This is a genomic window from Burkholderia sp. Z1 (genome assembly GCF_014893795.1).
In the GTDB taxonomy this organism is placed as follows: Bacteria; Pseudomonadota; Gammaproteobacteria; order Burkholderiales; family Burkholderiaceae; genus Burkholderia; species Burkholderia theae.
This window is the reverse complement of the sequence record NZ_JACFYL010000001.1, coordinates 793,200-819,775: the sequence shown is the minus strand read 5'-3', so window position 1 is coordinate 819,775 and position 26,576 is coordinate 793,200. Positions and strand designations below refer to the sequence as shown.

Here is a 26,576-nt window from a genome sequence, read left to right as displayed (position 1 = left end):
TGCGGCGCCGGACGACGCGTCAGCGCACGCTCACGTCGCGCAGCACCGCACCGTATCCCGCGTACAGATTGCCGTCGGGCAGCAACTGTCGCTGCGCGAGTTGCCGGTGCACGATCGACAGGTTATGGAACGGCATCCGCGTGAACAGGTGATGTTCGATATGGAAATGAATCGCGTGCGGGCCGAACAGGAATGTCTGCCACGAACGCCGGACGATCGTGCGCGCGTTGCGGCTCTGGTCCTCGCCAGCCGGCAGCCCCGCATGTTCGAAGATCGCGCGCACCTGCCCGACGAACGGCAACAGTGTGACGGACGGCACGATCCACAACGCGACGTACAGCAGAGGATGCCCGGCCAGCGCCAGCGCGCCGAACAGCACGCCGTTGCCGGCCAGCATCGATGCGACTTCCCACACGGCATACGCGCGCGACTTGCCGACCTTCGGCAACGCATGCGCAAACTCGCCGCGCGCGAGCTTCACGACGCTCGTCACGTATCCGATCCCGCACGCGTAGGCGAGCAGGCGGCCGATCAGCCGCACGCGCGTCACCGGATAGTCGTGAACGCCGAACAGCAGCGCGACGGGATCGTCCGACTCCATCGGCGCGCGATGATGCTTCAGATGGCCCGCGCGATACGTGCGCAGCGACAGCCACAGCGGGCCGGCCGCGAACAGCTGGCCGAGTGCGTCGTTGACGCGCCGGTTCCGTGCCAGCAACCCGTGCGCGCCTTCGTGCATCATCACCGCGAGCGCAAGCTGGCTGCGCGCGATCACGATCGCGGCCAGCGCGTACACGAGCGGATGCGGGAATGCGATCGCAACCGCGAACGCGGCGGCAATCATCAGCCAGTCGCCTGCCAGCGCCGCGCCGACGCGCGACGCGCTCACGCGAAACAGCGCGGGATCGGGCACGAACCGCGCGAGCTCGGCGTTCGATCCGGCGTGATGAACCTGGGCATCCGTCACGCGAGCCTCCTGCGCAGCGAACGGCGCTCGACCCACAGCGCGCTGGCCATCGCGAGCGCCACGCCGCCCAGCACGTCGGCAACCGTATGCTGCTTGAGCGTCAACGTCGACGCACAGATCAGCAGCCCGATCGCCGTTGCCACGATCCGGCGCCGCTCCGCGAGCATCCGGCAGGCAAGGCACGTCACCGCGACGTGCAGGCTCGGAAAACCGTTGGCCGCGACATCGAGCTGCCACATGCGCGCAAGACGTTGGCGCAGGAACGCATTGCCGATCTCCGCGACATCCGGCCTCGGCACCGCTTCCGGAAACAGCAGGAAGGACACGACACCGAGCACGAACGCGATCAGCGCGGCCTCCTTGAACGCGGCGAACGCGGATGGCCGTGCATACGCGGCAAGCGCAATCACGAACGGAAAGAAGCCGACATAGATGGCCCACGACCACGCGATGAACGGAATCCGCGCATCGATCGCCGTGGCGAACACATAGCGCGGCGTGACGCCGCGTTCCAGCAAAAGGAAGATCGCAAGGCCGGCAACCATGCCGAACATCGCGGCCAGCATCTGCCGGATATCGAGCCGGCGCTCGTCTCGAAACGACAACGTGTTCATCGCGGCGCCGGCGCCTCGCATCGCGTATCGGCGTCGATCGCCTGCGCCCGCGGGCGCAACGCGAGGACGCGCGACGTCCATGCATCGACGCGCGCACGCGCATGCTCGCGACCGGCGATCGTTCCTGCCGGCGTACCGGGATCGCGCAGCAGCTCGGTTGCGGCCTGCCCGACTTCGTGCCGGAACGCGGCCGCATCGCCGCGCCACGTGACGACGCGGTGCACGAGTTGCAGCCGTGCCGCGCGTGCGGCGTTGCTCGCCTGCTCGGGCTGATCGGTCAGCACGAGCAGGATCGGGCGGCGATACACGCGCGCGATCGACAGCGCGGCCATGCCGGGCGCCGATACGATCAGCGGCGCATGTGCGGCGCGAGTCGGCCAGTCCGCGTCGACGCCGGTCCAGCCGTCGTGCCCGGCGTACCCCTCGCCCACGCGGTGCGCGGCGAGCCCCGCGTCGCGCATGCCGGCCGACAGCGCATCGGCAATCGCGACATCGCGAAAGTGCGGGTTCAGATAAACGGCCGCGGCAGCCGGTTCCGAAGCCGGCAGTTCGGCGGCGACCGGTACCGGCGTCGGCAGCCGGCAATGCAGGTGCGAGCGCGGCGCATCGTCGGGGACGTCGTACGCAAAGTCGTGCTCGATGCAGCCCAGCGCCGAATCGATCTGCCAGTCGACGATCCGCGCGAAAGCACGCGCCAGCGCGCGCGGCAGCCGCTCGTCGAAGTTCGCGGTCAACGCGCGGCGGAGACTGCCGCCATACACGTGAACGATGCGACGCCGCCAGCCCGGCACCGCGCCCATGAACAGCAGCGCCGGATGAAACGAGTCGTTGATCACGAGATCGGCATCGCGGACGATCACATGCAGCCGCGCGATGTCGCGCAGCATGCGCGTCGGCCTGAACACGTAGTGCGCGACGTTGCGATCGGTCGCGTCGCGCAGCATGTTCTGCCGTTCGTCGAACTGCACCGCGTAGTGACGGGACAGCACGGCCGCGTCGATGCCGAATGCCGACAGGAATGCCTGCCCCGCATCGGACGTCGTCAGCACGTCGACCTGCGCACCGGCCGCGCGCAACGCATGCACGAGCAGTTGCGCACGCATCAGGTGGCCGCGCGCGTCGGCCGTCGCGAGATAGACGATCCGCTGCATCATGCGCGCGGACGAAGCGACTGGAGCCAGCCGGCCGCGTACAGCGCCAGTGCGCCCGTCACGCCGAAGCCGGCCTCGATCGCGCGAATCTCGTCCAACAACGCGGCGAGATGTGCGGCTTCGGACGGTGCAACGAGACGGCGCAGCGCGTCCGAGCAGAGCCGGACGTGCCGCGTCTCGTCGGCGAGCACGCGCGCGAACAGCGGATACAGCGGATGCGCCGCGCCGATCGTCTCGCAGTGGCGCGCGAGCACGCGCATCGCCATCTGCTCCGCACACAGGCCCGCCGCATAGGCGGGCACGAGCTTGCCTTGCGCGAAGTGCGGCGCATGGCGCTGTGCGAGCCGCCGCCATCGGATGATCTTGCGCCGGCTCAGCCAGTCGAGTTCGTGCGGCGCCGTCGATGGCACGACGCCGCGCGCACGCAGCGCATCGGCAAACGCGGCCGCGTGGCGGTGCTCGTCCGCGAGATGCTGCTCGATCCGCGGCGCAAGCCAGTCCGGCGGCTGCCCGGTCCAGTCCTCGTGCAGCGCGCACTCGGTCGCTTCTTCGCCGATCAGGTACATGCGCAACAGCCAGCGCTCGCCATGCGGGCTGCGATGCAGCCGCCGGAGCGCCGCCCGCTTGATGCGATCGACGAGATAGGCACGTGCCCGCGCCACACCGCGCGGCACGGGCGCATCGAGACAGTCGAAGCGCTCGCCGTGCGACGCCTGCGGCGAAGCGGGCAGTTCGCGCGCCGAGGTCATGCGGGCACGCCTCGTGCGGACACGGATTTCGTCGCGGCCGCCGCAGCAGCAATTGAATCGCGACGCCAGCCGAGGATCAGGCCGACGAAGCTTTCCTGCATGAACGCATGCGCGGATGCGGCCGCGCCCGCGAATGCCTCCTCGTGGCCGTTCACACGCAGATAGCCGTTGCCGTCGCGCGCGCCGAATTCGATCCGGTCGTTCTTCCTGAAGCCGCGCTCGCGCACGTCCTTCACGAGTGCGCTGCCGTCGAGACCGAACAGGAACAGCTCGCGCTGCGCGACCCACACCGGAATGTGATCGCTCAGCGCATCGAAACGGATCGACCACGTGCCGGACGCGAGCGCGCGCTCGACGTCGGCATCGTGCGGTGCGTTCGACGTGAAGCTCGCGCGCGCGACCGACTTCGTCAGGCCGCCGACGCCGAGCGCGATCGTGATGTCGTCCGCCGACGGCTGCTTCGGATCGGTCGCGCTCACCTTCACGAGATGCCGCGCGAGCCGCGATGCCAGCGACGGATGCGCGAACAGCGCAAGCGTTTCGTCCGGCGTGAGCATGTCGCGCTCGCCGTCGCCCTCCTTCACGCGCACACGATAAGGATCGATCCGGACATCGGTGAACTTGCCGCGCACGGGCGCATGAACGTACACGTCGCGATCCCACTTCGCGCCATCCCGACGCAGCAGCACGTGCACGCTCAACGGCACGCGCCGGCCGTCGCCGTCGACGCCCGTGCCCTGCAACAGCACGTCGCCGAGCACGTCCTTCGTGCGGCGATTCGCATCGCTCGAAAACACGATCGCATGCGCGTCGGTATCGATGCTGGCATGAACGTCGGGCGCATCAAGCGCGACGCGATTGCAGTCCGTCGCGGCCGCGCTCGCAAACGGGCAGCCGCTTTGCGACGCGAAGTGGTAGATCCCGCGCCCCGCGTGATCGACCGGTGCGGCATGGACGCCGGCGCTGGCGGCAAACAGGGCGAGGCAGGCAACACGGGTGGCGAGTGAGGGCATGGTCGTCGTCGGGATGGATGCAGGGTGTCGGCGGTCGTGGCGGCGCCGTGTCAATGACGGTGATAGGACAGCGCTTCGAGATCGCGCCGGGCCGATGCGCGCCCGGTGAGACCGAAACCGCGCGCGATCGCGCCGAGCGTATCGACGCCGGACGCGGCGATCGTGACGCCGACCGCCGCGAGATAGCGGGCGGCGCCGAGCCGCGGCAGTTGCTGGCGATTGAGCGCGCGCAGGCTGTAGCCGAGTCGCATCGCCATCACGCAGAACGGGGCGAGCGGGCCGCTGCGTCCGAACCACTGCCAGTGTCGCGGCAGATACGCGCTCACGAGATAAGGCGTCAGCGCGACGCTGTCCTCGCCGCGCATCCAGCGCAGCTTCAGCGATTCGCGCTGCGTGTCCGGCAGCCGATGCTCGGTGTGCGCGTCCGGCGCGAACTCGATGGCCACACCGGCCGCCTGCATCCGCAGCCCCATCACCTGGCAATGCGCGCGATAGACGCCGTCGAGCGGCTCGTAGCGGAATGACGCGAACACGTCGCGCCGGAACGCAACGTTGTTCGCGTAGAAATTACGCGTCGCGCCGTCGCGCAGCGGGCTCGGGAAATACATGAAATCGATCGACGTCAGCGCGGTGCCGAGCACGTTCGGCGCATAGCTGGTGCGCCCCGCCACCGCGACGGGTGCATCGCCCGCGTCGCGCGCGAATGGCGCGAGCAGGTGCTCGAGCCAGTTGTCGGCCGGCCGGCAATCGGCATCGCCGAACACGACGATGTCGCAGCGCTCCGCGTCGACGCGGTCGAATCCATCGTTCTTCGCATCGTAGTAGCCGGTGCTCGCGCCGATCTCGACGAAGTCGATCGGGCGGCCGGCGAGCGCGGCGATCTGCGCGCACGCGTCGGCGGGCAGGCCGTCGTGCGTGATGATCCATTGCGCGAGTGCCGTCGGCGGCACGGTCTGCTTCGACAGCGCCGCGACGAGGCGCTTCAGGCTGTCGACGGCCTGCGCGAGGCCGGCGCCGCCGCGCAGATTGTTCGTCTCCAGCACGAACGCGGCCCTCGCGGCCACGGAACGGGCGGCCGCGCGCGTGCGCGGCGCGGTTTCTTCTGTGAGGTCTGGCATCCTGAATATCTCCATCGTCATGCGCACCGGCATGGATGAAACGAATCGGCGGGGAGTCCGCGGCGTACCGGCGAATGCGGTTCGCCCACGGCCGTCATCGCGAAACGGGCGGCCTCGTGGGCGCCCGCCTCGCGGGCCGTCACTCCTGGACGGACGACGCGGAATCGGAGTCGGTAAAGCGCGGCTTCGCGCTCTGCAGGTCGCGGGTGTTCTTCTGCACGGCCACTGCGCCGAACAGCGCGAGCACGAACGACATCGCGTAGAAGCCCTTTTCGCTCAACTGCAGCGTCGCGTTGATCAGGCCGACGATCAGCAGCACGATCGACAGCAGCAGCGCGATCCAGCTGAGGCCGTAGTAAATGCCGGTGACGGGAATGCCTTCCGCGCGGTCGCGGACGCTTTTCTGCAGCGAGATCGCCGCATACAGGCCGAACACCAGCACGGTGAAGTAGTAGCCCTTCTCGTTGAGCTGCATGCCGGCGTTCCAGAGTCCGATCAGGAATGCCGCGAAGCCGGCGAGCAGCGCGGCCCACGATGCGGCCACGAACGCGAACGACGGCTGCTGGATGCTGGTCTGGTTCATAACTTTGCCCTCTCTTTCTTCTTGTTCGAAATCGTTTTCGTTGAACTGCGTTTCGCGCATGGTAGCAGCTTTGGCACGCGCCAAGACAGCCGCACTTGCAGTCTTACATTTCGCGCTGCGCGCGCCGCCAGCGCCCCGGCGTCGTGCCGAGCACCGCCCGAAACGCCTTGCCGAAGGCGGCCTCGGACTGGTAGCCGACCGCCTGCCCGATCTCCGCCTGCCCGCGCTGCGTGTCCTGCAGCAGCGCGCACGCATGCATCATCCGGATCTGCGCGACGAACGCGCCGACGCTCATCCCGGCCTTCTCGCGGAAATGCCGCGCATATGTCGCGCGCGACATCGCCGACGCGCCGCCGAGCGACTCGACCGTCCAGGGCTTCTCCGGCGCCTGCAGCACGGCCTGGACCGACGGGCCGAGCCGCGCGTCGGCCGCAAGCGCGAGCCAGCCGGACGGCACGCGCGCGCCGCGGCCATACGCACGCAACGCATACGCGAGCAGCGCCTGTCCGAGCGCGTTGACGATCGCACCGGCGCCGGGCTGCACATTCGATGCCTCGGTGCGCAGCACGCTCGTCAGCAGTTGCAGCGGCGCGAATCCCGACGCCTCGCGCAACCCGACGTGCAGCACGTGCGGCAACGTGCGCATCAGCAGCTCGCCCGCGCCGCGCGCATAGACGAACCGCCCGCAGAGCAGGTCCACGCTCGCGCCGCCCGGTTCGGCCGGGTCGAGATTCGACTTGACCGGCAGCACCGCGCCGCCGGTGCCCGATTCGCGCAGCGGTGCGATAGCCCGCGACCGGCCGGCTCCCGCATCGAGCAGGTCGTGCGCGCCGCCCGCGGGCAGCAGCACGAAATCGCCGTCGTCGAGCTGCAGCGTGCGCCCGTCGGCGGTACGCAGCCGGCAGGTTCCGGCCAGCACCAGGTGGAACGCCGCCTCGCCGGGCGGCAATGGGTCGTGCGGCATCGCGAACGGCCCGTCGAGCAGACAGCGCACGTCGAGTTCGACATGGCTGCGGCCCAGCGACAGCAGTTGACTCAATGCATCCATGAGACGATCGCGCTAAAAATTGACACTCTAGCGTATCGAAACCCTCAGCGCGAGCGATCAGAATAGCCCTGCATCGCCCGAGATCGCGGCGCCCGCCGCCCTCCTCACCTCTACTCGAAAGGACGCATCATGCTGAACTGGAACGAATACCGGAAGGAACTCTCGACGCGCATCGGCGAGATCGCCAAGCTGTCGCCCGATACGCTGGCCGGCTACAAGGCGCTGTCCGGCGCCGGCGCCAAGACGGGCCATCTCGACGCGAAGACACGCGAACTGATCGCGCTCGCGGTGGCCGTCACCACGCGCTGCGACGGCTGTATCGCCGTGCACACGGCCGAAGCGGCGAAGCACGGCGCGACCAAGGAAGAAGTGGCGGAAGCGCTCGGCGTCGCGATTGCGCTGAATGCGGGCGCGGCGCTCGTCTATTCGGCGCGCGTGATGGACGCGCTCGGCGACGGCGCGTGACGGCCGCTGCATGACGACTACCGCGTGGCGCCCGGCCGCCTGGCCGGGCGGTTGCGCGGCGCGCGTGCGGGCACGCGTTGTATGAAGATTCGGCGGCGCACCCGGACGCGGATGCGCCGCGAAGTCGGCTACCATGCGCGAACGATCCATCGTGAAGGAGCGCTCCATGTGCCGCTGGCTCGCCTATACGGGTAATCCGATCCATCTCGAGACCGTGTTGTTCCGCGCGAAGCATTCGCTGATCGACCAGAGCCTGCATTCGGAGTTGGGCGCCACGACCACCAACGGCGACGGCTTCGGCATCGGCTGGTACGGGCACCCCGACGAACTGCCGTTCCGCTACCGCTCCGTGCATCCCGCGTGGAACGACCGCAACCTGCGCGAAGCCGCGCGTGCGATCCGCTCGCGGATGTTCATCGCGCATATCCGCGCGGCAACCGACACGCCCGTGCAGGAAACCAACTGCCACCCGTTCCGCCACGGCCGCTGGCTGTTCGCGCACAACGGGCTGATCCGCGACTTCCACAAGCTGCGCCGCGACCTGACGATGAAGGTCGATCCCGCGCTGTTCCCGACGCTCGAAGGCTCGACCGATTCCGAGCTGATGTTCCGCCTCGCGCTGACGTACGGCCTCGAGCAGACGCCGCTGCCGGCGCTCGAACGGATGGTCGGTGTGGTCGAGGAAACCGCCGCGCGGCATCGCGTGGCCGACCCGCTCAACATGACGATCTGCGCGACCGACGGCGAACGGATCATCGCGGTGCGCTATTCCAGCGAACGGCAATCGCGTTCGCTGTTCCACAGCACGTCGTTCAAGCACCTGCACGAACTGTATCCGCATAACCCGCGCATCGCCGAAGCCGGCGACGACGCGTTCATGGTCGTGTCGGAGCCGCTCGTCGACCTGAGCGGCGCGTGGGAGGAAGTGCCCGAGGGCACGGCGATCGTCGCGCACGGCGCCGACGTGGAGCAGCGGCCGTTCAGCCCGCGCCACAAGTAGCAGCCGGCGCTGTTCGCGCGGTCAGGCGCCGCGCGAGAACCGCATCCGGATCGAATCGAGCTCTGCGGGTAGCCGGCGCGAGCGGGCACGCGGCCGCGGCAGCGCGGTGAACCCGAGCCGCTCGTACAGCGCGCGGGCGCGCACGTTGCGGGTCAGCACGTCGAGCACGATGTCGCGGCTGCCGTCGGCCGGCAACGCGCCGGTTTCCAGCGCGTCGCGGAACAGCGCGCTGAAGAGGCCCGTGCCGCGCTGGCGCTCATCCGTCGCGCAATGCGCGACGAGGATCTGCGCCCGCTTCGGCGCCGGGATTTCCGTTTCGAGGATCAGCCCGCGCAGCAACTGGCCGATCGTGCGGCGCACGCCGAAGCAGCGTGCGAGCGCCCACACGACATGCACGTCGTCGAATGTCGTCCGCTGCCCGTCGTGAATCGCCATCACGGCGAGCACCGTGCCGTCCTCTCCGACCGCCACGCGATGCCGGCGCCACGAGAAGCGCCCAAAACGCGACCGGAACGCCTGCTGCAGGAAAGCGATGCAGCGCGCGTCGCTTTCGCCGAGAAAGAAGCCGAATTCCGCCACGCCGGAAGCAAACACGAGCGGCGCGCACGCGGCCGCATCGTCCGCGCCGGCCGCACGAAACCGCACACGCTCGCCAGCGCGCGGGACCGCTTGTGCGACCGCGGCAGCCTGCGTCATGCGGTGCGGCCCGCGAGCCGCGACAACACGGCGACCGTCCGGCTGATCTGCTCCGGCTCGTGCGTCGAGCAGATGAAAAAGCGCAGGCGCGCGGCCTTTTCCTCGACGGCCGGATAGAAGATCGGCTGCACGTTGATCCCTTCGTCGAACATCGCATTCGCCCACTGCGCGGCCTTCAGCGAGCTGCCGGTGATCACCGGCACGACCGCATATCCGGCACTCGTGCCGGTATTCAGCCCGGCCGCGCGCGCCTCGGTCAGGAACTGTCGCCCGCGCGCCTGCAGCTGCGCGACGCGCTCCGGTTCGGCCTGCAGGCGCTCGAGCGCGGCCAGCGACGCCTCCGCGAGCGTCGGCGCCAGCCCGACGCTGTACAGGAAGCCCGGCGCCAGATGGCGCAGCATGTCGACGAGCGGCTGGCAGCCGGCGATGAAACCGCCGCAGCCGGCCAGCGTCTTGCTCATCGTGCCCATCCACATGTCGACCTGGTCGGGCGCGACGCCACAATGCTCGCGGATGCCCTTGCCGGTCGCGCCGAGCACGCCGAGCGAATGCGCCTCGTCGACCAGCAGGAATGCGCCGTGGCGCGTCTTCACGTCGACGAAGCGCTGCAGGTCGGGGAAATCGCCGTCCATGCTGTACAGCCCTTCGATCGCGATCAGCACGTGCCGGTATTCGCGGCGCACGCGCGACAGCAGGTCGTCGAGCGCCTGCCAGTCGTTGTGCGCGAAGCTCAGCCGCTTCGCGCCGCTCAGCTGCGCGCCCTGCACGATGCTGTTGTGCGCGAGCGCATCGTGGACGATCAGGTCGCCCGGGCCGAACAGCGCGCCGATCACGGTCACGTTCGTCGCGTGGCCGCTCACGAACGCGACGCAGTCGTCGGTCTCGTAGAACGCGGCCAGCGCGCGCTCGAGGTCGCGCTGCACCGGGCGCTCGCCCGCGACCATCCGGCTCGCGGATGCCGACGTGCCGTAGCGGTCGATCGCGGCTTTCGCGCGCGCGGACACGGCCGGATCACCGGCAAGGCCGAGGTAGTTGTAGTTCGCGAAGTTCAGGTATTCGCGGCCGCCGATCTGCGTCGTCGCACCGGCAACGCCGTCGTGCACGCGGAAAAACGGCGAGTCGACCCGCAGTTTCTCGCCCATCTCGCGCATGATCCGGACCTGCTGATACTGCGGCATCGATTCGAAGCGGCTGCGCGCCGACGCGGTCTGCGCAGCCGGCGTGCCGGGTACGCCAGGCGCCGCGGCGGCATCGGTCGCGCGTTCCAGTTGCCGTTTCAGGGCTTTCGCCGCCAGTTGCTGGCGAAGATGCTCTCCCAGTGCCATTGCTTCCTTCGCTGTATCTCGAAAAGACGCTATGTTACGCCGCGCATTTTGAAAAAGCGTGGTGTCACGCGTCGGAAAACTCGGCCCACTGCCACGCATCGGGCGTGGCCAGCAGCGCATCGACCAATCGGAAATTCATCTCGTGGCTCGGCCGCAACGCGCTCACGCGCGCCAGCAGCGGCGCGCCGGCCAGCGCGAGATCGCCGACCAGGTCGAGCACGCGGTGCCGGACGAACTCCTCCGGCAGCCGCATCCCGCCCAGCACGCGATTGCCGACGATCGACGCGGTGCACGACGGCCGCGCGCCGCGCAGGATCGGCACGCCGCGCAGATAACCGGCGACGATCGCCGGCACGGCCCACTTCACGCGCCCGTACGAGCGCGACGGCGCGATTTCGGTCGCGAATGCGGCCGGCGTCAGCGCACCATCCCAGTGCATGTCGCCGAAGCCGCGCAGGTCGTTGCGCACGCTCAGTTCGTAGCGCGGTGCCGGCTCGATCCGCATTTCGCGCCGCTGGTCGCCCTCGCCGTCCGTGACGACGACGGGCCGCAGCACGCGGATGAAGCGCTTCGGCGCATCGAGCGCGACGCGGCCGCACGCCAGGATGGCATCCACCCACGGCGTCGCGCTGCCGTCCAGAATCGGCACTTCCTCTGCGTCGAGCTCGACGATCGCGTGATCGATCTCGCACGCGAGCAGCGACGCGAGCAGATGCTCGATCGTGCGAACGCCGACGCCGTCGGCATTACGCAGCATCGTGCAGAGCGGCTGGGCGCGGCGCAGCGCGGGGTCGACCGGCAGCGTCGCGAGAGTACGCCCCTGCTCGACGCGACGGAACGCGATGCCCGTCACACCGTCTTCCGGACGCCCGGGCAGGATCCGCACGCCCACCCGGCGCCCGGTGTGCAAGCCGTGACCGTCGATCGTCAGCGGGCGTGCCAGCGTGCCCTGACGGGTCGCCCAGCCGGTCGGTGCGCTCACCGGGCGACCTCCAGCGTCGGCGACGCATGACCCGCGACCGGCGCTGCCCGGGTATCGAGCATCGCGCGCGCTTCGCCGTCGATCGCATGCTTCGCGGCGAGCGCCGCGACCGCCTCGTGTGCAGAATCGGTCGCGGAGCCGGCTTCGGCATCGGCCGACGCGCCGATCGAATCGACGATGCGTCCGGCCAGCGTCGTCACGGACGCGCCCTCGGCGATCGCCATCACCGACAGCTTGACCTCGAACGCTTCCTCGACCGCGAGGCCGAGTTCCATCCCCATCAGCGAATCCATGCCCATGTCGAGCACCGACTTGTCGAGCGCGATGCGATCGGGCGTCATGTGCAGGATCCGCGCGATCTGCGCCTGCAGCGTCCTGGCCACCAGCGCAATCGCCTCGTCACGCGGCAACGCGAGCACCTCTTCGCGCAACTGCGTGCCGCCGTCGCGCGCATCGCCGCCCTTCGCATGCGATTGCAGCAGCGAATAGCGGCGCGCCTTCGCGGCAGGCATCCCGCGTGCCACCGCGTGCCAGTCGAGCCGGACCACGGCTTCGCCGGCCGCGCCCGCGACCAGCGCCCGCTCGAGCGCGATCATCGCCTCGTCGGACGTGATCGACGCGCCGCCGATCCGCGACTGCAACGCCTCGCGCGTATCCGCGTGGCGGGCGAGGAAGCCGACGTCCTCGAGCGGCCCCCAGGCCATGAACGTGCCGGGCAAACCCGCCGCGCGGCGATGTTCGACGAGCGCCTCGAGGAAGCTGTTGGCCGCGACGTAGTTCGATTGCCCCGGATTGCCGAGATAGGTCGTCGCCGACGAATAGACCACGAACAGGTCGAGCGGCAGCGCGCGCGTCGCGCGATGCAGATTCCACGCGCCGGCCACCTTCGGTGCGAGCACCGCGGCCATGCGCGCATCGTCGAGATTGCGCACGAGGCCGTCGTCGATCGACATCGCGGAATGCAGTACGCCCTTGAGCGGGATGTCGCGCCGGACGATCGCGGCAATCATCGCATCGACCGCCGCGGCGTCGGTCACGTCGCACGACACGACGTCGACGGTGACGCCGAGCGTGTCGCGCCAGCGCTCGACTTCGTCGCGCGCCGCGACGGCGAGTTCGCCGGAACGGCTCGCCAGCGTCAGTTGGCGTGCGCCGCGCTCGACCATCCAGCGCGCGCTCGCGAAACCGAGCCCGCCCGTGCCGCCGACCACCAGGTACGCGCCATGCGGATCGAGCGCGAGCGAACCCGCGCCCGTGACGCCGCGCGTCGGTGCCGGCGTGCCGCACGGATAGGTCACGAGCACCTTGCCGATCTGGCGCGCCTGCTGCATGTAGCGGAACGCATCCTCGGCCCGTTCGGCGGGGAACGCGCGATACGGCAGCGGATGCAGCGCCGCTGCCGAGAACAGCGCCATCACTTCGCCGAACAGGCGCGCCGTCAGCTCCGGCAGCACGCCCATCAACTGGTCGGCATCGATGCCGAAATAGCTGATGTTGTTGCGGAACGGCCTGAGCCCGATATGGCTGTTTTCGTAGAAATCGCGCTTGCCGAGCTCGAGGAAACGGCCGAACGGACGCAGCGTATCGATGCTGCGCACCATGGCTTCGCCGGCGAGCGAATTCAGCACGATGTCGATGCCCTGGCCGCCCGTCATCGCGCGGATGTCGTCCGCGAACGCCAGGCTGCGCGAATCGAGCACGTGGTCGGCGCCGAGCAGGCGCACGAACTCGCGCTTCTCGTCGCTGCCCGCCGTCGCGAATACTTCCGCGCCGAAGTGGCGCGCGAGCTGGATCGCGGCGATGCCGACGCCGCCCGCGCCGCCATGCACGAGCACGCGCTCGCCGCGGCGCAGCCGCGCGAGTTCGACGAGCGCGTAATACGCGGTGAAGAACGTGGTCGGCACGGTCGCCGCTTCCTCGAACGACAGGCGCTCGGGTTTCAGCGCGATCGCTTGCGCACGCGTCGTGACGCGCGTCGCGAACGAGGCCGGCGCGAACCCGAGGACCGCGTCGCCCGGCACGAATTCCGTCACGTCGCTGCCCACCCGCACGACGCGGCCGGACAGCTCCATGCCGATCGTCGCGCCCGCGAAGCCGGTCTCGACCGCTTCATCGGACAGCAGCCCCATCGCATACATCACGTCGCGGAAATTCAGGCCGGTCGCGACCGGCTCGATTTCCACCTCGTCCGCGCCCAGCGCGCGTTCGGGCAATGCAAACCATTCGAGATTGCGCAGCGAGCCCGGCGCATCGAACGCGAGCACGGCCGCGCGCGCGATCGCGCCGTCGTTGCGCGCTGCGGCCTGTGCGGCCGTCAGCATGCGCGGCACCAGCCGCCCGCGTGCGCTCAGGACGACTTCTTCCTCGACTGCCGCGCCGGTCAGCTCGCGAATCAGCGCGTCGGGAATCCGGTCCGCCGCGCGATCGACGTCGATCAGGCGACACGCGAGTTCGGGATGCTCGTTCGCCAGCACGCGACCGAGGCCCCACAGCGTCGCCTGTTCCGGATGCGCGTTCGCCGCACCGGCGAACGGCGCGCCGCCACGCGTGACGACGGTCAGCCGCGTGGCCGCGTTCGGCTGCGCGCCGAGCGCGCGCACGAGCGCCGCAAGGGCGATCACGCCGTCGCGCTGCGCGGCCATCAGGCCGTCACCCGTGGCCGATTCGGCCAGCGGCGTTTCCGGCGCGCAGAACACGACATGCGCCGGCTGCCCGGCCGGCAACGACGCGATCGCATCGGCCGCGTGCGTGATGTCCACGATTTCGGCCGGATAACCCGCGTGCGCGAGCGCATCGGCCAGCCGTCCGCCAAAACCGCCGACGGCATCTGGCGCGTGCATCACGAGCCACTGCTCGCTGCGCGCCAGCGTATCGAGATCGTTCGTGCCGTCGCAGCCTTGCGCGGCAGCGGCACTCGCGGGGTTGCGCGCGATGACGAACGTCGGCGTGCCGTCCAGGTCGAGCGACTGCTCGACGTGCCGCACGACGTCGACGTAGCCCGCGCGCTCGAGCGCCGCATCGAGATCGGCCGGCACCAGCGGCACGGGCGCGCCGGCTTCCGTCGACGACGCCTGCGAGCCGAACACGATGTCGGAAAAGCGGCCGCGGCGCGACTCGGCCAGCAGCAGCAATCCGCCCGGCGCGAGCCACGAACGCATCGCGTTCAGCGCATCGACCCCATCCTGACGGCCGCTCAACGCACGGTTCGCGACGATCAGGTCGTAGGGGCCGGCTTCGTCGGCCGCCAGCGACAACCGCTCGCCCGGTTGCAGCGCAACCGTGCGCACCGCCGATTCCGCATCCGCGTCGAACCCGGCCAGTTGGCCGGCCGTCGCGGCGATCGTGTGATCGCAGCGCGCGGCCGCGAGATGCATGCCGAGCGTCTGCAGCACGTCGCCGTCCGTCGCGCCCAGTTCGAGCACGCGCAACCGGCGCGCCGGTTGCCATGCGTCGACCGCCTGCTCGACGCCGGCCGTCAGCAGTGCGTGCACGTGCTGCCAGGTCGGCGATGCGGCAAGGAGTTGCTCGACCAGGCTGTGCCCGGTCGGCGACAGCAAACGTGCGCCATCCTTCGCGCCGCTCAGCACGTCGGGCAACGCCGCGCCGCAATGTGCGAGCAGCGTCAGCTCGGCCACGTGCCCCGGCGACTCGGCCAGCAGCCCGCGCCACAGCTCGTCGAGCGGCGGCAACGCCGCGCACGCTGCATCGTCGCGCACGACGCGATCGCCGTCGCGATGGGCCAGACCGTCCTCGACGAGCATGTCGGCAAGACGCGTGGCCAGCGCCGCACGCCCGGCCGCCGGCTGCCACGTGCCGGCGAATGCGCCGAGCGCATCGAATGCACGAAGCACGTAGAGGCTCGCCAGCACGTCGAGCAGCGGCAGAATTTCGGTCAGATGCTGCGTGCGGCGGCCGTCGTGTTCGGCGGCATCGAGCCGCGCGACGGCTTGCGCGAGCAGTGCGTCGGGGGCCGGCAAACCGGCTGCGTCGACTTCGTTCGGCAGCGGCACCTCTTCGAGGCGGTAGACGAAGCGCGCGGGCAGGTTCTGCCGACGGCCGACGAGATCGACGCGCCGGAACCGGCACCCGCCGAGCCGCGCGACGATCGCGCCGTGCGCGTCGAGGAATTCGAAATGCGCGACGATCGAATGCGGGCTGCGCCGGTCGATCCGCGCGAGCACCCGTTCGACCGCGTCGCCGCGCAGATAGTCGACCCGGCCGATCTGCACCGGCACGTAAGCCGGATGCTCGCCGTCGCGCGCGTGCGCCGCCAGCAACGCGAACAGCGGATGAAACCCGCTGTCCATCAGCGCCGGATGCAGCAGATAAGCGGACAGCGCCCGCGCGTCGCCGCATGCGGCTGGTGCGGCGACGTCGGCCAGCGCCGCGTCGTCGTCCGCGGCGACCCGCACCGAGCGGACCCAGCGGAACGCCGGCCCGTAGCCGAGGCCGATGGCCGCCGTGTTCGCGTACAGCGTATCGCCGTCAGCGGCCGGCAGCGCGAGCAGGCGAGCGAGCGTGTCGGACGGCACGACGCTCGCGGCACCCAGCACGTTGCCGCTTTCCAGCATCCGCCCCGTCACGTTCAGCGTCCATCCGCCGTCGGACATCCGGTCGCGCGTCTCGATCGTGAAGGTCGCGGTGCGCGGCTCGATCACGAGCCGGAACAGCTTCGCCTGCTGCGGCTGGAACACGACCGGCGTGCGAATCTCGACGTTTTCGAGTGCCGCATCCGGCGTATCGAAGAAGGTGCGTGCCGCGGCGAGCGCCATTTCCACGTATCCCGCACCCGGGAACGCCACGCCGCCGTCGACGACGTGATCGGCCAGCATCGGCAGCTTCGCCGGATCGAGCTGGTTTTCCCACGCGAATGCGTGTTCGTGCAGGCGATAGCCGAGCAGCGGATGCTCGCGACGGCGATTGACGAGGCCGTAGCCTTCGGCGGTCGGCGTCAGCCAGTAGCGGTCGCGCTGCCACGGATAGGACGGCAGTGCCGCACGCGACGTGCCCGGCGCAAAGCGGTCGGGATCGACGCTCGCGCCATGCGCGATCGCCGCGAGAATCGCTTGCCGCAGCGTCGCCGCGCTGCCGTGATCGCGCTTGAGCGTCGGCAGCGCCGCGCCGGTCGCGCCGGCGGCCGCGAGCGCCTGCTTCACGTACGTGCGCAGGATCGAATGCGGCGATACCTCGACGAACAGCCGGACGCCCTGCTCGATCAGATGCGCGATGCCGTCGCCGAAGCGCACGGGCTCGCGGATATTTCGCCACCAGTAGCGCGCATCGAGCTCGCTGCCGGCGAGCGCGCCGCCGGTCACGGTCGACACGAAAGCGCCGTTGCCCGGTTGCGGCCGCAGGCTCGCCAGTTCGGCCAGCACGACCGGCTCGATGCGGTCCATGTGGCTGCTGTGGAACGCATAGTCGAGATCCAGCATCTGGAAGAACTTGCCGCTGCCGCGCAGCGCGGCCTCCAGCGCCTGCAATCCCTGCAGTTCGCCCGCGAGCGTCACCGCATCGGGGCTGTTGATGCCGGCGATCTCGACGCGACGCGCCAGCCCGTGGCGCGCGATCAGTTCGCGTGCCGCCGCCTCGCCGATGCCGACTGCCGCCATCCGGCCGCTGCCGCGCGTCATCGCCTGCGCGCGGCTGCGGATCTTGATCACGCGCACCGCGTCGGCGAGCGACAGCGCGCCCGTTACCCACGCCGCCGCAATTTCGCCGACGCTATGGCCGATCGCCGCGTCGTATCGCATGCCGCGCGCGTCGATCACACGGATCATGCCGACCTGGATCGCGAACAGCAGCGGCTGCGCGTTCTCCGTCGCGGCAAGCCATTCGGCGCCCGCGCCGGCCAGCCAATCCGCGCTCGGGCCGCCGCGCATCACGTCGACCAGCGACGGGCTGCCGTCCGCACACCACAGCGCGTCGACTTCGTCGAGCGCCGCGCGGAAGACGGCGTTCTCCGCATAGAGTTCGTTGCCCATCCCGACCCACTGGCAACCGTTGCCCGAAAACACGAGCGCGGTGCGCAGCGCGTCGGCGGGTGCCTGGCCGGTCACAACGCAAGCCGGCAACCCTTCCTGCGCCGGCTGCGCCAGCGCCGCGAGCGCCGTGCGCCCTGCGGCCACGTCGGCCGGCGCGACGATCGCGCGATGCTCGAGCCACTGGCGACGACGTGCGGCCGCGGCGGCAAGCGCCTGCCAGTCGGCGCCGTTCTCGAGCGCTGCCAGATAGCGGCTTGCGAGCGCGCCGAGCGCGTTCGCGCTACGGGCGGTCAGCACGAGCGGGGACGGTGCTTGAGACGGTTCTTGCGCAGCCGTCGACGCATCCTTTGCGACCGCCGCCGGCGCCTCGGTCAGCACGACGTGTGCGTTCGTTCCGCCGAAGCCGAACGAGTTGATGCCGACCGTCAGCTGCGCGTCGCCTGCATCGAGCGGCATGTAGCGATCGACGACGCGCAGACGCCCGCCGTCAAAATCGATGCCGGGATTGGGCGTGACGAAATGCAGCGAGCGCGGCACCGCGCGATGCTTCAGGCACAGCACGGCCTTCAGCAGGCCGGCCATGCCGGATGCCGTCTCGAGATGGCCGATGTTGGTCTTGACCGAACCGATCAGCAGCGGGCGATCCGCCGGGCGCTCGCCCGACACGACGTCGATCAGCGCGCGCGCCTCGATCGGATCGCCGACCGCCGTGCCGGTGCCATGCGCCTCGAGGTACGCGAGCGACTGCGGATCGATACCCGCGCGCGCGTATACGCTGCGCAGCAGCGACGCCTGCGCGGCCGCGCCCGGCACGCTGATGCCGCCCGGCGAGTGGCCGACCGAGTTCACGCCCGACCCGGCGATCACCGCATGGATCGTGTCGCCGTCGGCGAGCGCGCGATCGAGCGGCTTGAGCAGCACGAACGCACCGCCTTCCGAGCGGACGTAGCCGTCGCCGGTCGCATCGAACGCGCGGCAACGGCCGCGCGGCGACAGCATCGACGCCTTGGAGAAACTGACGAAGCCGAACGGGTGCAGCAGCAGGTTGACGCCGCCCGCGAGCGCCGTGTCGGCTTCGCCGGACTGCAGCGCGCGAACGGCCTGGTGGAGTGCGACGAGCGACGACGAGCACGCCGTGTCGACGGACATGCTTGGGCCGCGCAGGTCGAACAGATAGGACACGCGGTTCGACGCGATGCTCAGCGTATTGCCGGTCGCCGAATACGGATCGATCACGTTCAGATCGTCCATGTTGCGGTTGCCGTAGTCGGTGCCCGCGACGCCGACATAGACGCCGCAGTTGCTGCCGCGCATGTCGGCCGGGCGCACGCCCGCATCCTCGAACGCTTCCCACGCGAGTTCGAGCAGCAGGCGCTGCTGCGGATCCATCTGGGCCGCTTCGCGCGGGGAGATGCCGAAGAACGCGGCGTCGAAGCCGGCGACGTTGTCGAGCACGCCGGCCGAGAACGTGTAGCTCTTGCCCGGTTCGCGTTTGGACGGGTGCCGATAGAAATCGGTACCGAAACGTTCGGCGGGGATCTCGGTCACTGCGTCGCGTTCGTCGCGCAGCAGTTGCCAGAAGTCGCCAAGATTGTTTGCGCTCCCGGGAAACCGACAAGCTATCCCAATTATTGCAATCTTACTGTTCATCTTTTATGTCGCTTTCTCGGATGCGCACGGCCCTTCCGCACGATGTCCGCCCTCTTGTACCACGCGCAGCAATGCCGCCCCTAACTCCTCGGCGGCGAGATTCCGGTATTCCGGAGTCGCTGCGCCGCAATTCCGCCAAATGAAGTAGTCGCTGCGCTGTGGAGTAGCGCCCAGCTTATGAAAGACATGGGGCAGAGCGGGAACGTGGTCGCCGTAAAAACAAACGACCGTTTCACGATTGCTGGTGCGCAAATAATCGATCAAGCGCCCGATCATCGCGTCTGCATTTTCAATGTGCCGCAGATAGGCAGTCAGATCGCGCCAGGATGCGTGCTCGCCCAGAGTATGCCGTGAAGACGATTCTCCAGGTAAAACCTGCTCCAGATGCAACGGGCCGTGGTTCTCCATCGTCATCGCAAACACGAAGCGCGGGCGGTCGTCATCCGCCGCCTCGAGTTCCGCAACGATCGCCTCGGCGACCGACGCATCCGCCACGTAAGGCCCCGCACGGGATGCCGACGCAAAGTGACGGATATCGAGGAAGCGCGCAAAGCCGAGTAACGGAAATACCCGGTCCCGACCGAAGAAATCGGCGTAATAGGGATGAATCGCGACTGTGTCGTAGCCGCAACGGCCGAACCAGGATGCGAGTGACGCGATTTTATTTCTTACGAATGCGTAAGGATAAAAGCGCGCGTACCCGAGCGAAAAAGATTCCGTGCCGGTCAACACCGCGAACTCCGTTCGCATGGTATTCGCGCCCCAGGCAGGCACCGTCATCTCGCCATGCCAGACAGCCTCGCGACGTGCGTCGTCGAAGCGCCTGAAGAGTTCCGGCGCGACCTCGTCGCCGAGCCGGCGTGCGTCGAAGAACGATTCGCTCTGGATCAGGATTACGTCAGGGCACCGAATCGGTTCACCGGTTGCGAATGGCCCGGCCGCCACAATCTCGCGAAACCGCCGGAACGTCGCAGGACGCAAGCCGTTGAGCAGATAAGCGACGAACACGGCAAAAAAACCGTTGCGGCATTGATCGACGTACGGATCGAGCGTGAGAGGCAAGCGCGCGGCGACGGGAAAGGCAAGCGCGAACGGCAGCACTGCCGCGAGCCAGACCAATGCACGGGAGCCTGGCAACACAGGCCGCTCGACGATGAAACCCGCGATCACGAGCACGATGCCCGCGCCGATCGCAACAACCTTGCCGACACTCAGGAACGGCAGGTATAGACGGGGATGCGAAAACAACTGGCTGAAAAGGCTCAGATCGGTAAATACGAACGGCTCGCGCAGCGACTCGTACTTCGCATTGCTGACTGCGGCGACAAGACCGACGAGCGCAAGCGACGCGCAGGCCGAAAATAACGGCCGCGACGTGACGGCGAACACCAAGTCGAATACGAAGAGTACGGAAAGAATATGAAGCACTGACGACAGCAGCGGCCGCCGCAGTTGCGCGCGCGGGACGGCGATCATATCGACCGCGAACGACAGCGCAACGGTGGCGGCCAGCGTCGCGACAAGACGCGCGCTCAATTGACCCGATCCTTCGACGGCAGATAAGACAGACGGTCGAGGATCGCGTCAGCGAGCGCGACGGGCAGCAGCGGCAGGAGGCGCATGCCAAACGCGAGCAATCCGGGAAATGCGATCTCGCTTCGTCCCGCATCGAGCCGCCGGCGGATGTATGCGGCCGAGCGTTCGGCACTCCAGAGGAACGGCTTGTCGCCGGGAAACACATCGCTCATCGCCGTCTTCACGAAGCCGGGCAGGATGACCGTGACGCCCACACCGTCGCGCGCCAGCAGCGGGCGCACGGAATCGCCATAGGCCTTGATCGCGGCCTTGCTCGCACAATAGGCCGGCGAGATCGCCATGCCCCGCAGTGCCGCGATCGAACTGACCATCGCGATCCGGCCGCGCCTGCGCGCACGCATCCGGTCGACGACCGGCAGGACCGTATGCAATGCACCGTAGAGATTCGTGTCGATGACGCGAGCCGTGCGCTCGAGGTTTTCCCAGTCGCTCGCGTCGGCGATCGTGCTGGCCACGCCGGCATTCGCGATCAGCAGGTCGATCGGGTGACGGGTGTCGAAATCGGCCAGCCATGCGGCAGTCGACACGGCGTCGCGCACGTCGATCATGCCCGTGTTGACCACGGCGCCCCGCTCACGGCAGGCCGCTGCCGTTATATCGACCTCGGCGGTATTGCGGCCGACAATGCCGAGTGTCGCGCCCGGTCGCGCATAGGCGAGCGCGAGCGCGCGGCCGAGACCGGCACTGGCGCCGGTGATGACGATGCACCGCGGCAGTTGATCAGGCATCCGCGCGATCCAGGCGCTCGACCGCACCCGCGACCGCCATCTCGATACCGGTTCGCGTGTAGAAATCGCCGTTGATTTGCGTGTGATGCATCACGTAGTCCAGGAAGGCGTGATAGAGGCGCATGTCCGGCAGTTCGCCGCCGCGCCAGAAATCGTCGAGTTTTCCCTGCCAGGTCAAGCCGGGCATATTATAAATGGCGGTTCCGAGCACCACTAGCGGGCGCTCGTGGTGCAGCGCCGACAAGCCGACCGTGCTGTTCACCACGACCACGCCGCGCGCATGCTCGAGTAGCGTGGGCAAGTGGCCTGAGTTGATGAAGCGGATTCGATCCCCGATGCCGGCCTCGCGCGCGATCGACAACGCGAAACGATGATATTCGATCATGCCGGTGTCGAGCGGGTGGTTCTTGATCAGGAGAACCGCATCACTCGGCGCATGCTGCGCGAACGAGCGTACGACGTAGTTGATCGCATCGCGTACGCCTTCAAAGGGCGAATGCACGACGATCTGCGCATCCGAGTTGAGCTGAAGCGGAAACAGGTAATAGGGCCGGCCGGTGTCGAGCAATTCGCGCGCGACTGCCTCGGCCTGACGGTGATGACGCCCCTGCAACAGCGCGCGAAACGCAAGTCCTGCGTATTCGACGACTCCGTTGCGCGGCCGGTGACTGCGATAGCGGGGATAGCGCCAGGCAAGCAGCGCGTTGGCAACGCGATACGTGATGTCGTGAAAGACACGCTCGTACAGATTGTAGCCGGTCGGCTGACCGGGTTGAGCGGGCGGAACGAGATCCCTCTGACGCAGATATTCGGCTGGATCCGTCGGCATCAGCGAGCGGCCATTGACACCGTAGCGCTCGAGCGTGATCCAGTGAGGGCGGACATAACCCTCCTCGAACACATGCACACGCAGCCCCAGCGATTCCGAAATCGGATGCATGTGCCGGTGAATCTCTCTGCAATCGCCAAACATGATGACGTCCGTGATGCGCTCGCGACGCACGAGATCGGCGTACCAAGCCGGCAGATCCGAGAGCTTGCCGCCGTAGCTTACGCCACGGCTGCGCCCGTCATAAAACCAGTCTCCTCCGCAGAAATTGATTCGACGAACGACGTGTCCACGCGCGCGAAGCGCGTCGGAAAGCCGGGCAAAGAAAGACGACGCCGTGCCTTGCAGCACAAGAAATGAGCGAGGCATGGTATGGGTGACGCGGACTTATTCGAAAAATTGGCCTGCTCTTGTGGATCCTGACCGTGCGCGCACATTGGCGCCAGGCCGTGCCGCCTCCCGACGACGGCCGACAAATATATCACTACGAATGTGACAAACCTAACGACAGTTCGCGGAAATTGCGCCGGCCGATGCGGAATGCGAACAGCAATACCCTGCAAATCGCTTTCTTGCCTCGATCCGGCAGAACGCCCGTGGGCAAGCTGCGGTCATACGCATCAGTAACCGCTAACGGGCCGATGACAGCGACCAGCCGCCAAAACACCACCGCGACGGCGCAGGAATTGAAAGGACGACATGAAAACAGGGAACAAACAATATCGGTGTACCGCCATCGCGTCAAGCAAAAACTCGAGAAAATTAACTATGCCAGCGTCGATAAATATAAAAACGATATTCAATCGCGCCTTTCGATTTTCTCGAATATCAACAAGAGCCATTTATCTGAATGAAGAAAGAAATCACGAATTTGATATCGGCAAATACCATCGAACCACCACACTCGCGTGGCTGCTGGGGCTCGGTCTCGCAAGCTGCAGTTGTTTGACACCGTCATACGCGGATGATCTCACTTCTCATCCTGAAACAAACTCAAATGCCGCCCGCGTGGATTCGGCACGAGTATTTCAATTACCGGCCGCTGGAAGCGTCCCTCGCACAATCGCCGACAAACTGTCCGACAGCGACAACGTATTCGATTTCATGTCTCCGGCACAGATCGCCGATGTCAAAGCCGGTACCGCCAGCGTCGACGTGTCGAAAGCCATCCAGGCCTGCATTGATTACCAATCGAGCAAGCGACGCGGAGGCACCTGCGATCTGCCTTCCGGGGTGTACCTCGTCAAGTCGACGCTACGAGAAACCCGCTCCCACGTCAGATTACGCGGCGCCGGGAAATCCGCGACCGTCATCGCAACAAATTCCGACATCGTCGATATCGTCGTCGGTACGAATCCGGTCACTGCCCTGGTCGGTAACGACATCATCGACATCGGCTTTTTTCACAACAACGCCGTCGTCAAAACGAAGCCACACGTAGTCTTGCTGTCCCCTATCCAGTCCACGATTCGCGCCTCCTTTACAAATGGCGCTTACGGAATATTTCTGTATGGCGGACAGGGTATAAAACTGGATCAAATCGTTGCTCCGGGAAATTATGACCCGGAAGCAGGCCCGGCTCGCAATTCACACACGGCCATTTCGTTGCTTCCCTTGAGTGCCGCGTCAGGATACAAAGCATCGACCGGCGCCGTCGAATTACCAACCGAAGTCGAAATTGCAAGCCCCTACATCAACGGGCCATTACTGAAGGGCTGGCAATACGGTATTTCCATCTTTGCCGGAGAACACGTCACACTCGACGGCACCTACTATGTCGGGCAATCGACGGTCGACAACGTACACATCGAACAGGGTGCCGACAACAAGCTGATACTGGAGCCCACTCTGGCGCCGGGCGGATACATCGACGGCGCCGGTCGCGCCGGGATATGGGTAGGCGGGCCATCGGGTAACGGCTCTCAATATATCGGGCAGCTATCGATTTATTCGACGGTCAAAGGCCAGTCGGGTTCGGGCCTCGATGGCATCGTCATCGACGGCACCAACCGTGGGGGTGCTTATTCACAAGCCGTTATCAATGCCACCTTGTCGCCGGCACAAGTGAGCGGATGGCGCCGACACGGCATCAATCTGGCCGGCGGCCAAAACATCAACATCCCTTCGCCCAACGTATTCGGCAACAGTTTCCTGAAGATCGATGAAGGCAACGGTATCGACATCGGAGCGCATGCCGTTGGCGTTCGCATATCCGGCGGACGGGTCGGCGGTGACGCTTATGGCAGAGGCGTCGGAAACCAGGCGCACGGCATCGCGATCTCCCCTTCCTCCAGAAATGTGACGGTTACCGCGGCGGACTTGAACGGCAATCAGTCTCCCACCAACGGCGTGTCGAATGCCGAGTCAAGCAACAACCAGATTACCGACTGCCCGGGCTTCAATGGAAATCGAGCCACCGTTTCGCCACCATTTCCGGCATCCGGCACGGAATTCAAAAATCCATTGGGCTCACGCGCGCTCGTGTCGATTCGGGGCGGGAAGATCACCTCGATCGACCTGAACGGCCACACGCTTTTCAATACAGCGCCTGAAGCACCATTTCCGATCGCACCGGGCGATACCCTACGAATCACCTATTCGTCGCGCCCCGCCTGGACCTGGTGGCCGCAATGAATCGGGGGATCAGCGATGGCGAGTACGCCGGCCTGTCGATGCCGATTCCGAACATCGACCGGGAGACAGCTCGCCACAGCCGGCAACTCGAAAAGGCGCTCAATCAGCGACGAGGTGCAGCCGACATCATTTGATGTCGGCCAACGAGCCCATGGCGTAGAGCTTGCAACGCCCGAAATCGATCAGGTTCGACCAGCAGCCCTCAGCGCAACAGAATCCCGCGTCAAACACAAGGCAGTCAAACCGCTCTGAAATCGACATATCCGGATTTTCTCCACGTCGAGAAATTATCCAGCAACGCGTAGAATTCCATGTTGGCCGGCATAAGCCGACGCAAATGAAGAAGTATATCGAAACCCAACGTATCGCGCGTAACCACCGCTTCCGATTTGTTTTTCTCCAGCCTTTCTCCACCCTCGGAATCGGAAACAAAATCATTCACAAGATCCGACCTGACCGCAAACACCCCGAATCTGAGCATATTGTCAATAATCGCTCTCGCATCCTCCGGAGGACTATCCCTTCCGCCAAGATAATCGAAATATATATTCGATACGTTACGACTGAAAAAATCCGACCCACAGTAATTCACGAACCAATCGCTGGGGTTATCGCTACCACGCTGCCACTCCTCGACAAAAGGTCGCCACTGCGCACCCCATGCTTCGTCGTTGTTACGCACCATCGTGAAGGCGAAATTAAAATACGAAATCGCTATATCGATCGGATCGCGAATGGATGTGAAAATTACCCCAATCTCACTCAAATTGATGGTTCGATCGTAGAATTCCAGGGTTCGGTGGCCAGAAAAAATAATTCTGCGCGCTCGCGAATTTTCCCGATACATGGTTACGAGCGTAGATATATCGAAGCAGGAATTACGCAGGAGAGTTGCATCAGTTTCGAGGAGGTTGTTTACCGTCGTCCCCGCAGTTTTTGGAATATGGATGAAAATATCCATCCCCTGATTTTCAATCGTCTTGGCATAGACAATCTCACCCATGACCTTATTTTCTTCCGAAAAAATAAGGTCATGGAGCAACTCAAAATCCGCCTTCCGATTCAACTCCGCTGCCGATCCGATTCCCCATACGCTCTCGGGGGGGCGATCGAAAATGATGCGATAAAGATTTCTGCGATCCAGTCCTTCGAGAAACCTGGCGAGCTCGGTATTATTTTTGGCGTGCGCGACCCACGCCTCCTTCCCCACCGCTTCGCTGACGAACGAGTTCGAAAGCAATGTATATAACGCGAGACGGTCCGCTCGATTACTTGATTCACGCCTGTTGATTTTCATATTTTCCTGATATTGGTCTTCATAGCCTCGGAAGACTCAGGCATGAATCCTATCGCGCACATGCCTTTAACCCTTCCTACTCAACTTCCAGCGGAGGCCTTGACACAATAGCGCCGCATCGCCCACCGATTGTACGATCAGCCTGAACGG

At 66.6% G+C, this 26,576-nt stretch carries 21 protein-coding genes; 5 read left to right on the top strand and 16 right to left on the bottom strand.

Annotation, left to right across the window (positions count from 1 at the left end):
* Nucleotides 1-19: 19 nt before the first annotated feature.
* The 8 genes from H3H55_RS03740 to H3H55_RS03705 all read right to left on the bottom strand — a co-directional run bounded on the left by H3H55_RS03740 (nt 20) and on the right by H3H55_RS03705 (nt 7,243).
* Nucleotides 20-967 carry a fatty acid desaturase family protein gene (locus H3H55_RS03740; protein WP_193097703.1) on the bottom strand — a complete coding sequence of 316 codons (948 nt, stop codon included), beginning with the start codon at nt 965-967 and terminating at the stop codon, nt 20-22.
* Entirely contained in the window at nt 964-1,581 is a 618-nt protein-coding gene (locus tag H3H55_RS03735; RefSeq protein ID WP_193097702.1) for a phosphatase PAP2 family protein, read from the bottom strand. The genes H3H55_RS03740 and H3H55_RS03735 overlap by 4 nt, the downstream gene beginning before the upstream one ends.
* A complete protein-coding gene (locus H3H55_RS03730; RefSeq protein ID WP_193097701.1) occupies nt 1,578-2,735 on the bottom strand; it encodes a hypothetical protein in 1,158 nt (385 codons plus the stop codon). Before H3H55_RS03730 ends, H3H55_RS03735 begins: the two co-directional genes overlap by 4 nt.
* Complete coding sequence (locus H3H55_RS03725; RefSeq protein WP_193097700.1) at nt 2,732-3,481, bottom strand: hypothetical protein; 750 nt, start codon at nt 3,479-3,481, stop codon at nt 2,732-2,734. The genes H3H55_RS03730 and H3H55_RS03725 overlap by 4 nt, the downstream gene beginning before the upstream one ends.
* Entirely contained in the window at nt 3,478-4,494 is a 1,017-nt protein-coding gene (locus H3H55_RS03720; protein ID WP_193097699.1) for a hypothetical protein, read from the bottom strand. The genes H3H55_RS03725 and H3H55_RS03720 overlap by 4 nt, the downstream gene beginning before the upstream one ends.
* 50 nt (nt 4,495-4,544) lie before the next feature.
* Complete coding sequence (locus tag H3H55_RS03715; RefSeq protein WP_193097698.1) at nt 4,545-5,612, bottom strand: glycosyltransferase; 1,068 nt, start codon at nt 5,610-5,612, stop codon at nt 4,545-4,547.
* A 139-nt stretch (nt 5,613-5,751) separates the two neighbouring features.
* Nucleotides 5,752-6,195 (bottom strand): inner membrane protein YiaA, encoded by a 444-nt coding sequence (gene yiaA, locus H3H55_RS03710; RefSeq protein WP_129513803.1) that lies wholly within the window; start codon nt 6,193-6,195, stop codon nt 5,752-5,754.
* A gap of 103 nt (nt 6,196-6,298) precedes the next feature.
* Nucleotides 6,299-7,243 carry a cupin domain-containing protein gene (locus tag H3H55_RS03705; RefSeq protein WP_129513802.1) on the bottom strand — a complete coding sequence of 315 codons (945 nt, stop codon included), beginning with the start codon at nt 7,241-7,243 and terminating at the stop codon, nt 6,299-6,301.
* A gap of 129 nt (nt 7,244-7,372) precedes the next feature.
* On the opposite strand from H3H55_RS03705, the gene H3H55_RS03700 reads away from it, so the two are divergent.
* Both H3H55_RS03700 and H3H55_RS03695 read left to right on the top strand, forming a co-directional pair.
* On the top strand, nt 7,373-7,708 hold the full coding sequence (locus tag H3H55_RS03700; RefSeq protein WP_048242899.1) for a carboxymuconolactone decarboxylase family protein: 336 nt from the start codon (nt 7,373-7,375) through the stop codon (nt 7,706-7,708).
* Nucleotides 7,709-7,874: 166 nt separating this feature from the next.
* Nucleotides 7,875-8,708, top strand: coding sequence for a class II glutamine amidotransferase (locus H3H55_RS03695; protein ID WP_193099444.1), 834 nt, complete (start codon nt 7,875-7,877; stop codon nt 8,706-8,708).
* Nucleotides 8,709-8,729: 21 nt separating this feature from the next.
* On the opposite strand, the gene H3H55_RS03690 is transcribed toward H3H55_RS03695, so the two are convergent.
* The 7 genes from H3H55_RS03690 to H3H55_RS03660 all read right to left on the bottom strand — a co-directional run bounded on the left by H3H55_RS03690 (nt 8,730) and on the right by H3H55_RS03660 (nt 22,864).
* Nucleotides 8,730-9,404 (bottom strand): GNAT family N-acetyltransferase, encoded by a 675-nt coding sequence (locus H3H55_RS03690; RefSeq protein ID WP_193097697.1) that lies wholly within the window; start codon nt 9,402-9,404, stop codon nt 8,730-8,732.
* Nucleotides 9,401-10,729: an aminotransferase class I/II-fold pyridoxal phosphate-dependent enzyme gene (locus tag H3H55_RS03685; RefSeq protein ID WP_193097696.1), complete on the bottom strand. Its 1,329-nt coding sequence runs from the start codon at nt 10,727-10,729 to the stop codon at nt 9,401-9,403. The genes H3H55_RS03690 and H3H55_RS03685 overlap by 4 nt, the downstream gene beginning before the upstream one ends.
* A gap of 64 nt (nt 10,730-10,793) precedes the next feature.
* The gene (locus tag H3H55_RS03680; RefSeq protein ID WP_193097695.1) at nt 10,794-11,711 is read right to left on the bottom strand and encodes a UDP-3-O-acyl N-acetylglycosamine deacetylase; all 918 of its coding nucleotides are present in this window, start codon (nt 11,709-11,711) and stop codon (nt 10,794-10,796) included.
* Entirely contained in the window at nt 11,708-19,342 is a 7,635-nt protein-coding gene (locus H3H55_RS03675; RefSeq protein WP_193097694.1) for a type I polyketide synthase, read from the bottom strand. Before H3H55_RS03675 ends, H3H55_RS03680 begins: the two co-directional genes overlap by 4 nt.
* Before the next feature lie 3 nt (nt 19,343-19,345).
* The gene (locus H3H55_RS03670) at nt 19,346-20,878 is read right to left on the bottom strand and encodes an LTA synthase family protein (RefSeq protein ID WP_413463956.1); all 1,533 of its coding nucleotides are present in this window, start codon (nt 20,876-20,878) and stop codon (nt 19,346-19,348) included.
* Entirely contained in the window at nt 20,875-21,666 is a 792-nt protein-coding gene (locus tag H3H55_RS03665) for an SDR family NAD(P)-dependent oxidoreductase (protein ID WP_193097693.1), read from the bottom strand. Before H3H55_RS03665 ends, H3H55_RS03670 begins: the two co-directional genes overlap by 4 nt.
* Nucleotides 21,659-22,864 carry a capsule biosynthesis protein gene (locus H3H55_RS03660; protein ID WP_193097692.1) on the bottom strand — a complete coding sequence of 402 codons (1,206 nt, stop codon included), beginning with the start codon at nt 22,862-22,864 and terminating at the stop codon, nt 21,659-21,661. Before H3H55_RS03660 ends, H3H55_RS03665 begins: the two co-directional genes overlap by 8 nt.
* Nucleotides 22,865-22,905: 41 nt before the next feature.
* Here H3H55_RS03660 and H3H55_RS03655 point away from each other — a divergent pair, with 41 nt between their 5' ends.
* The 3 genes from H3H55_RS03655 to H3H55_RS03645 are packed head-to-tail and all read left to right on the top strand — an operon-like array spanning nt 22,906 to nt 25,263.
* A complete protein-coding gene (locus H3H55_RS03655; protein ID WP_193097691.1) occupies nt 22,906-23,349 on the top strand; it encodes a hypothetical protein in 444 nt (147 codons plus the stop codon).
* Complete coding sequence (locus tag H3H55_RS03650) at nt 23,264-25,129, top strand: glycosyl hydrolase family 28-related protein (RefSeq protein ID WP_193097690.1); 1,866 nt, start codon at nt 23,264-23,266, stop codon at nt 25,127-25,129. The genes H3H55_RS03655 and H3H55_RS03650 overlap by 86 nt, the downstream gene beginning before the upstream one ends.
* A complete protein-coding gene (locus H3H55_RS03645; RefSeq protein ID WP_193097689.1) occupies nt 25,126-25,263 on the top strand; it encodes a hypothetical protein in 138 nt (45 codons plus the stop codon). The genes H3H55_RS03650 and H3H55_RS03645 overlap by 4 nt, the downstream gene beginning before the upstream one ends.
* 104 nt (nt 25,264-25,367) lie before the next feature.
* On the opposite strand, the gene H3H55_RS03640 is transcribed toward H3H55_RS03645, so the two are convergent.
* Entirely contained in the window at nt 25,368-26,426 is a 1,059-nt protein-coding gene (locus H3H55_RS03640) for a hypothetical protein (RefSeq protein WP_193097688.1), read from the bottom strand.
* Nucleotides 26,427-26,576 lie beyond the last annotated feature (150 nt).

Excerpts from the sequence above, each read along its gene's own strand:
- H3H55_RS03735 (WP_193097702.1), bottom strand. The coding sequence starts at position 1,581 with ATGAACACGTTGTCGTTTCGAGACGAGCGCCGGCTCGATATCCGGCAG.
- H3H55_RS03730 (WP_193097701.1), bottom strand. The coding sequence starts at position 2,735 with ATGATGCAGCGGATCGTCTATCTCGCGACGGCCGACGCGCGCGGCCAC.
- H3H55_RS03725 (WP_193097700.1), bottom strand. The coding sequence starts at position 3,481 with ATGACCTCGGCGCGCGAACTGCCCGCTTCGCCGCAGGCGTCGCACGGC.
- H3H55_RS03720 (WP_193097699.1), bottom strand. The coding sequence starts at position 4,494 with ATGCCCTCACTCGCCACCCGTGTTGCCTGCCTCGCCCTGTTTGCCGCC.
- H3H55_RS03715 (WP_193097698.1), bottom strand. The coding sequence starts at position 5,612 with ATGCCAGACCTCACAGAAGAAACCGCGCCGCGCACGCGCGCGGCCGCC.
- yiaA (WP_129513803.1), bottom strand. The coding sequence starts at position 6,195 with ATGAACCAGACCAGCATCCAGCAGCCGTCGTTCGCGTTCGTGGCCGCA.
- H3H55_RS03705 (WP_129513802.1), bottom strand. The coding sequence starts at position 7,243 with ATGGATGCATTGAGTCAACTGCTGTCGCTGGGCCGCAGCCATGTCGAA.
- H3H55_RS03700 (WP_048242899.1), top strand. The coding sequence starts at position 7,373 with ATGCTGAACTGGAACGAATACCGGAAGGAACTCTCGACGCGCATCGGC.
- H3H55_RS03695 (WP_193099444.1), top strand. The coding sequence starts at position 7,875 with ATGTGCCGCTGGCTCGCCTATACGGGTAATCCGATCCATCTCGAGACC.
- H3H55_RS03690 (WP_193097697.1), bottom strand. The coding sequence starts at position 9,404 with ATGACGCAGGCTGCCGCGGTCGCACAAGCGGTCCCGCGCGCTGGCGAG.
- H3H55_RS03685 (WP_193097696.1), bottom strand. The coding sequence starts at position 10,729 with ATGGCACTGGGAGAGCATCTTCGCCAGCAACTGGCGGCGAAAGCCCTG.
- H3H55_RS03675 (WP_193097694.1), bottom strand. The coding sequence starts at position 19,342 with ATGAACAGTAAGATTGCAATAATTGGGATAGCTTGTCGGTTTCCCGGG.
- H3H55_RS03665 (WP_193097693.1), bottom strand. The coding sequence starts at position 21,666 with ATGCCTGATCAACTGCCGCGGTGCATCGTCATCACCGGCGCCAGTGCC.
- H3H55_RS03660 (WP_193097692.1), bottom strand. The coding sequence starts at position 22,864 with ATGCCTCGCTCATTTCTTGTGCTGCAAGGCACGGCGTCGTCTTTCTTT.
- H3H55_RS03650 (WP_193097690.1), top strand. The coding sequence starts at position 23,264 with ATGCCAGCGTCGATAAATATAAAAACGATATTCAATCGCGCCTTTCGA.
- H3H55_RS03645 (WP_193097689.1), top strand. The coding sequence starts at position 25,126 with ATGAATCGGGGGATCAGCGATGGCGAGTACGCCGGCCTGTCGATGCCG.
- H3H55_RS03640 (WP_193097688.1), bottom strand. The coding sequence starts at position 26,426 with ATGAAAATCAACAGGCGTGAATCAAGTAATCGAGCGGACCGTCTCGCG.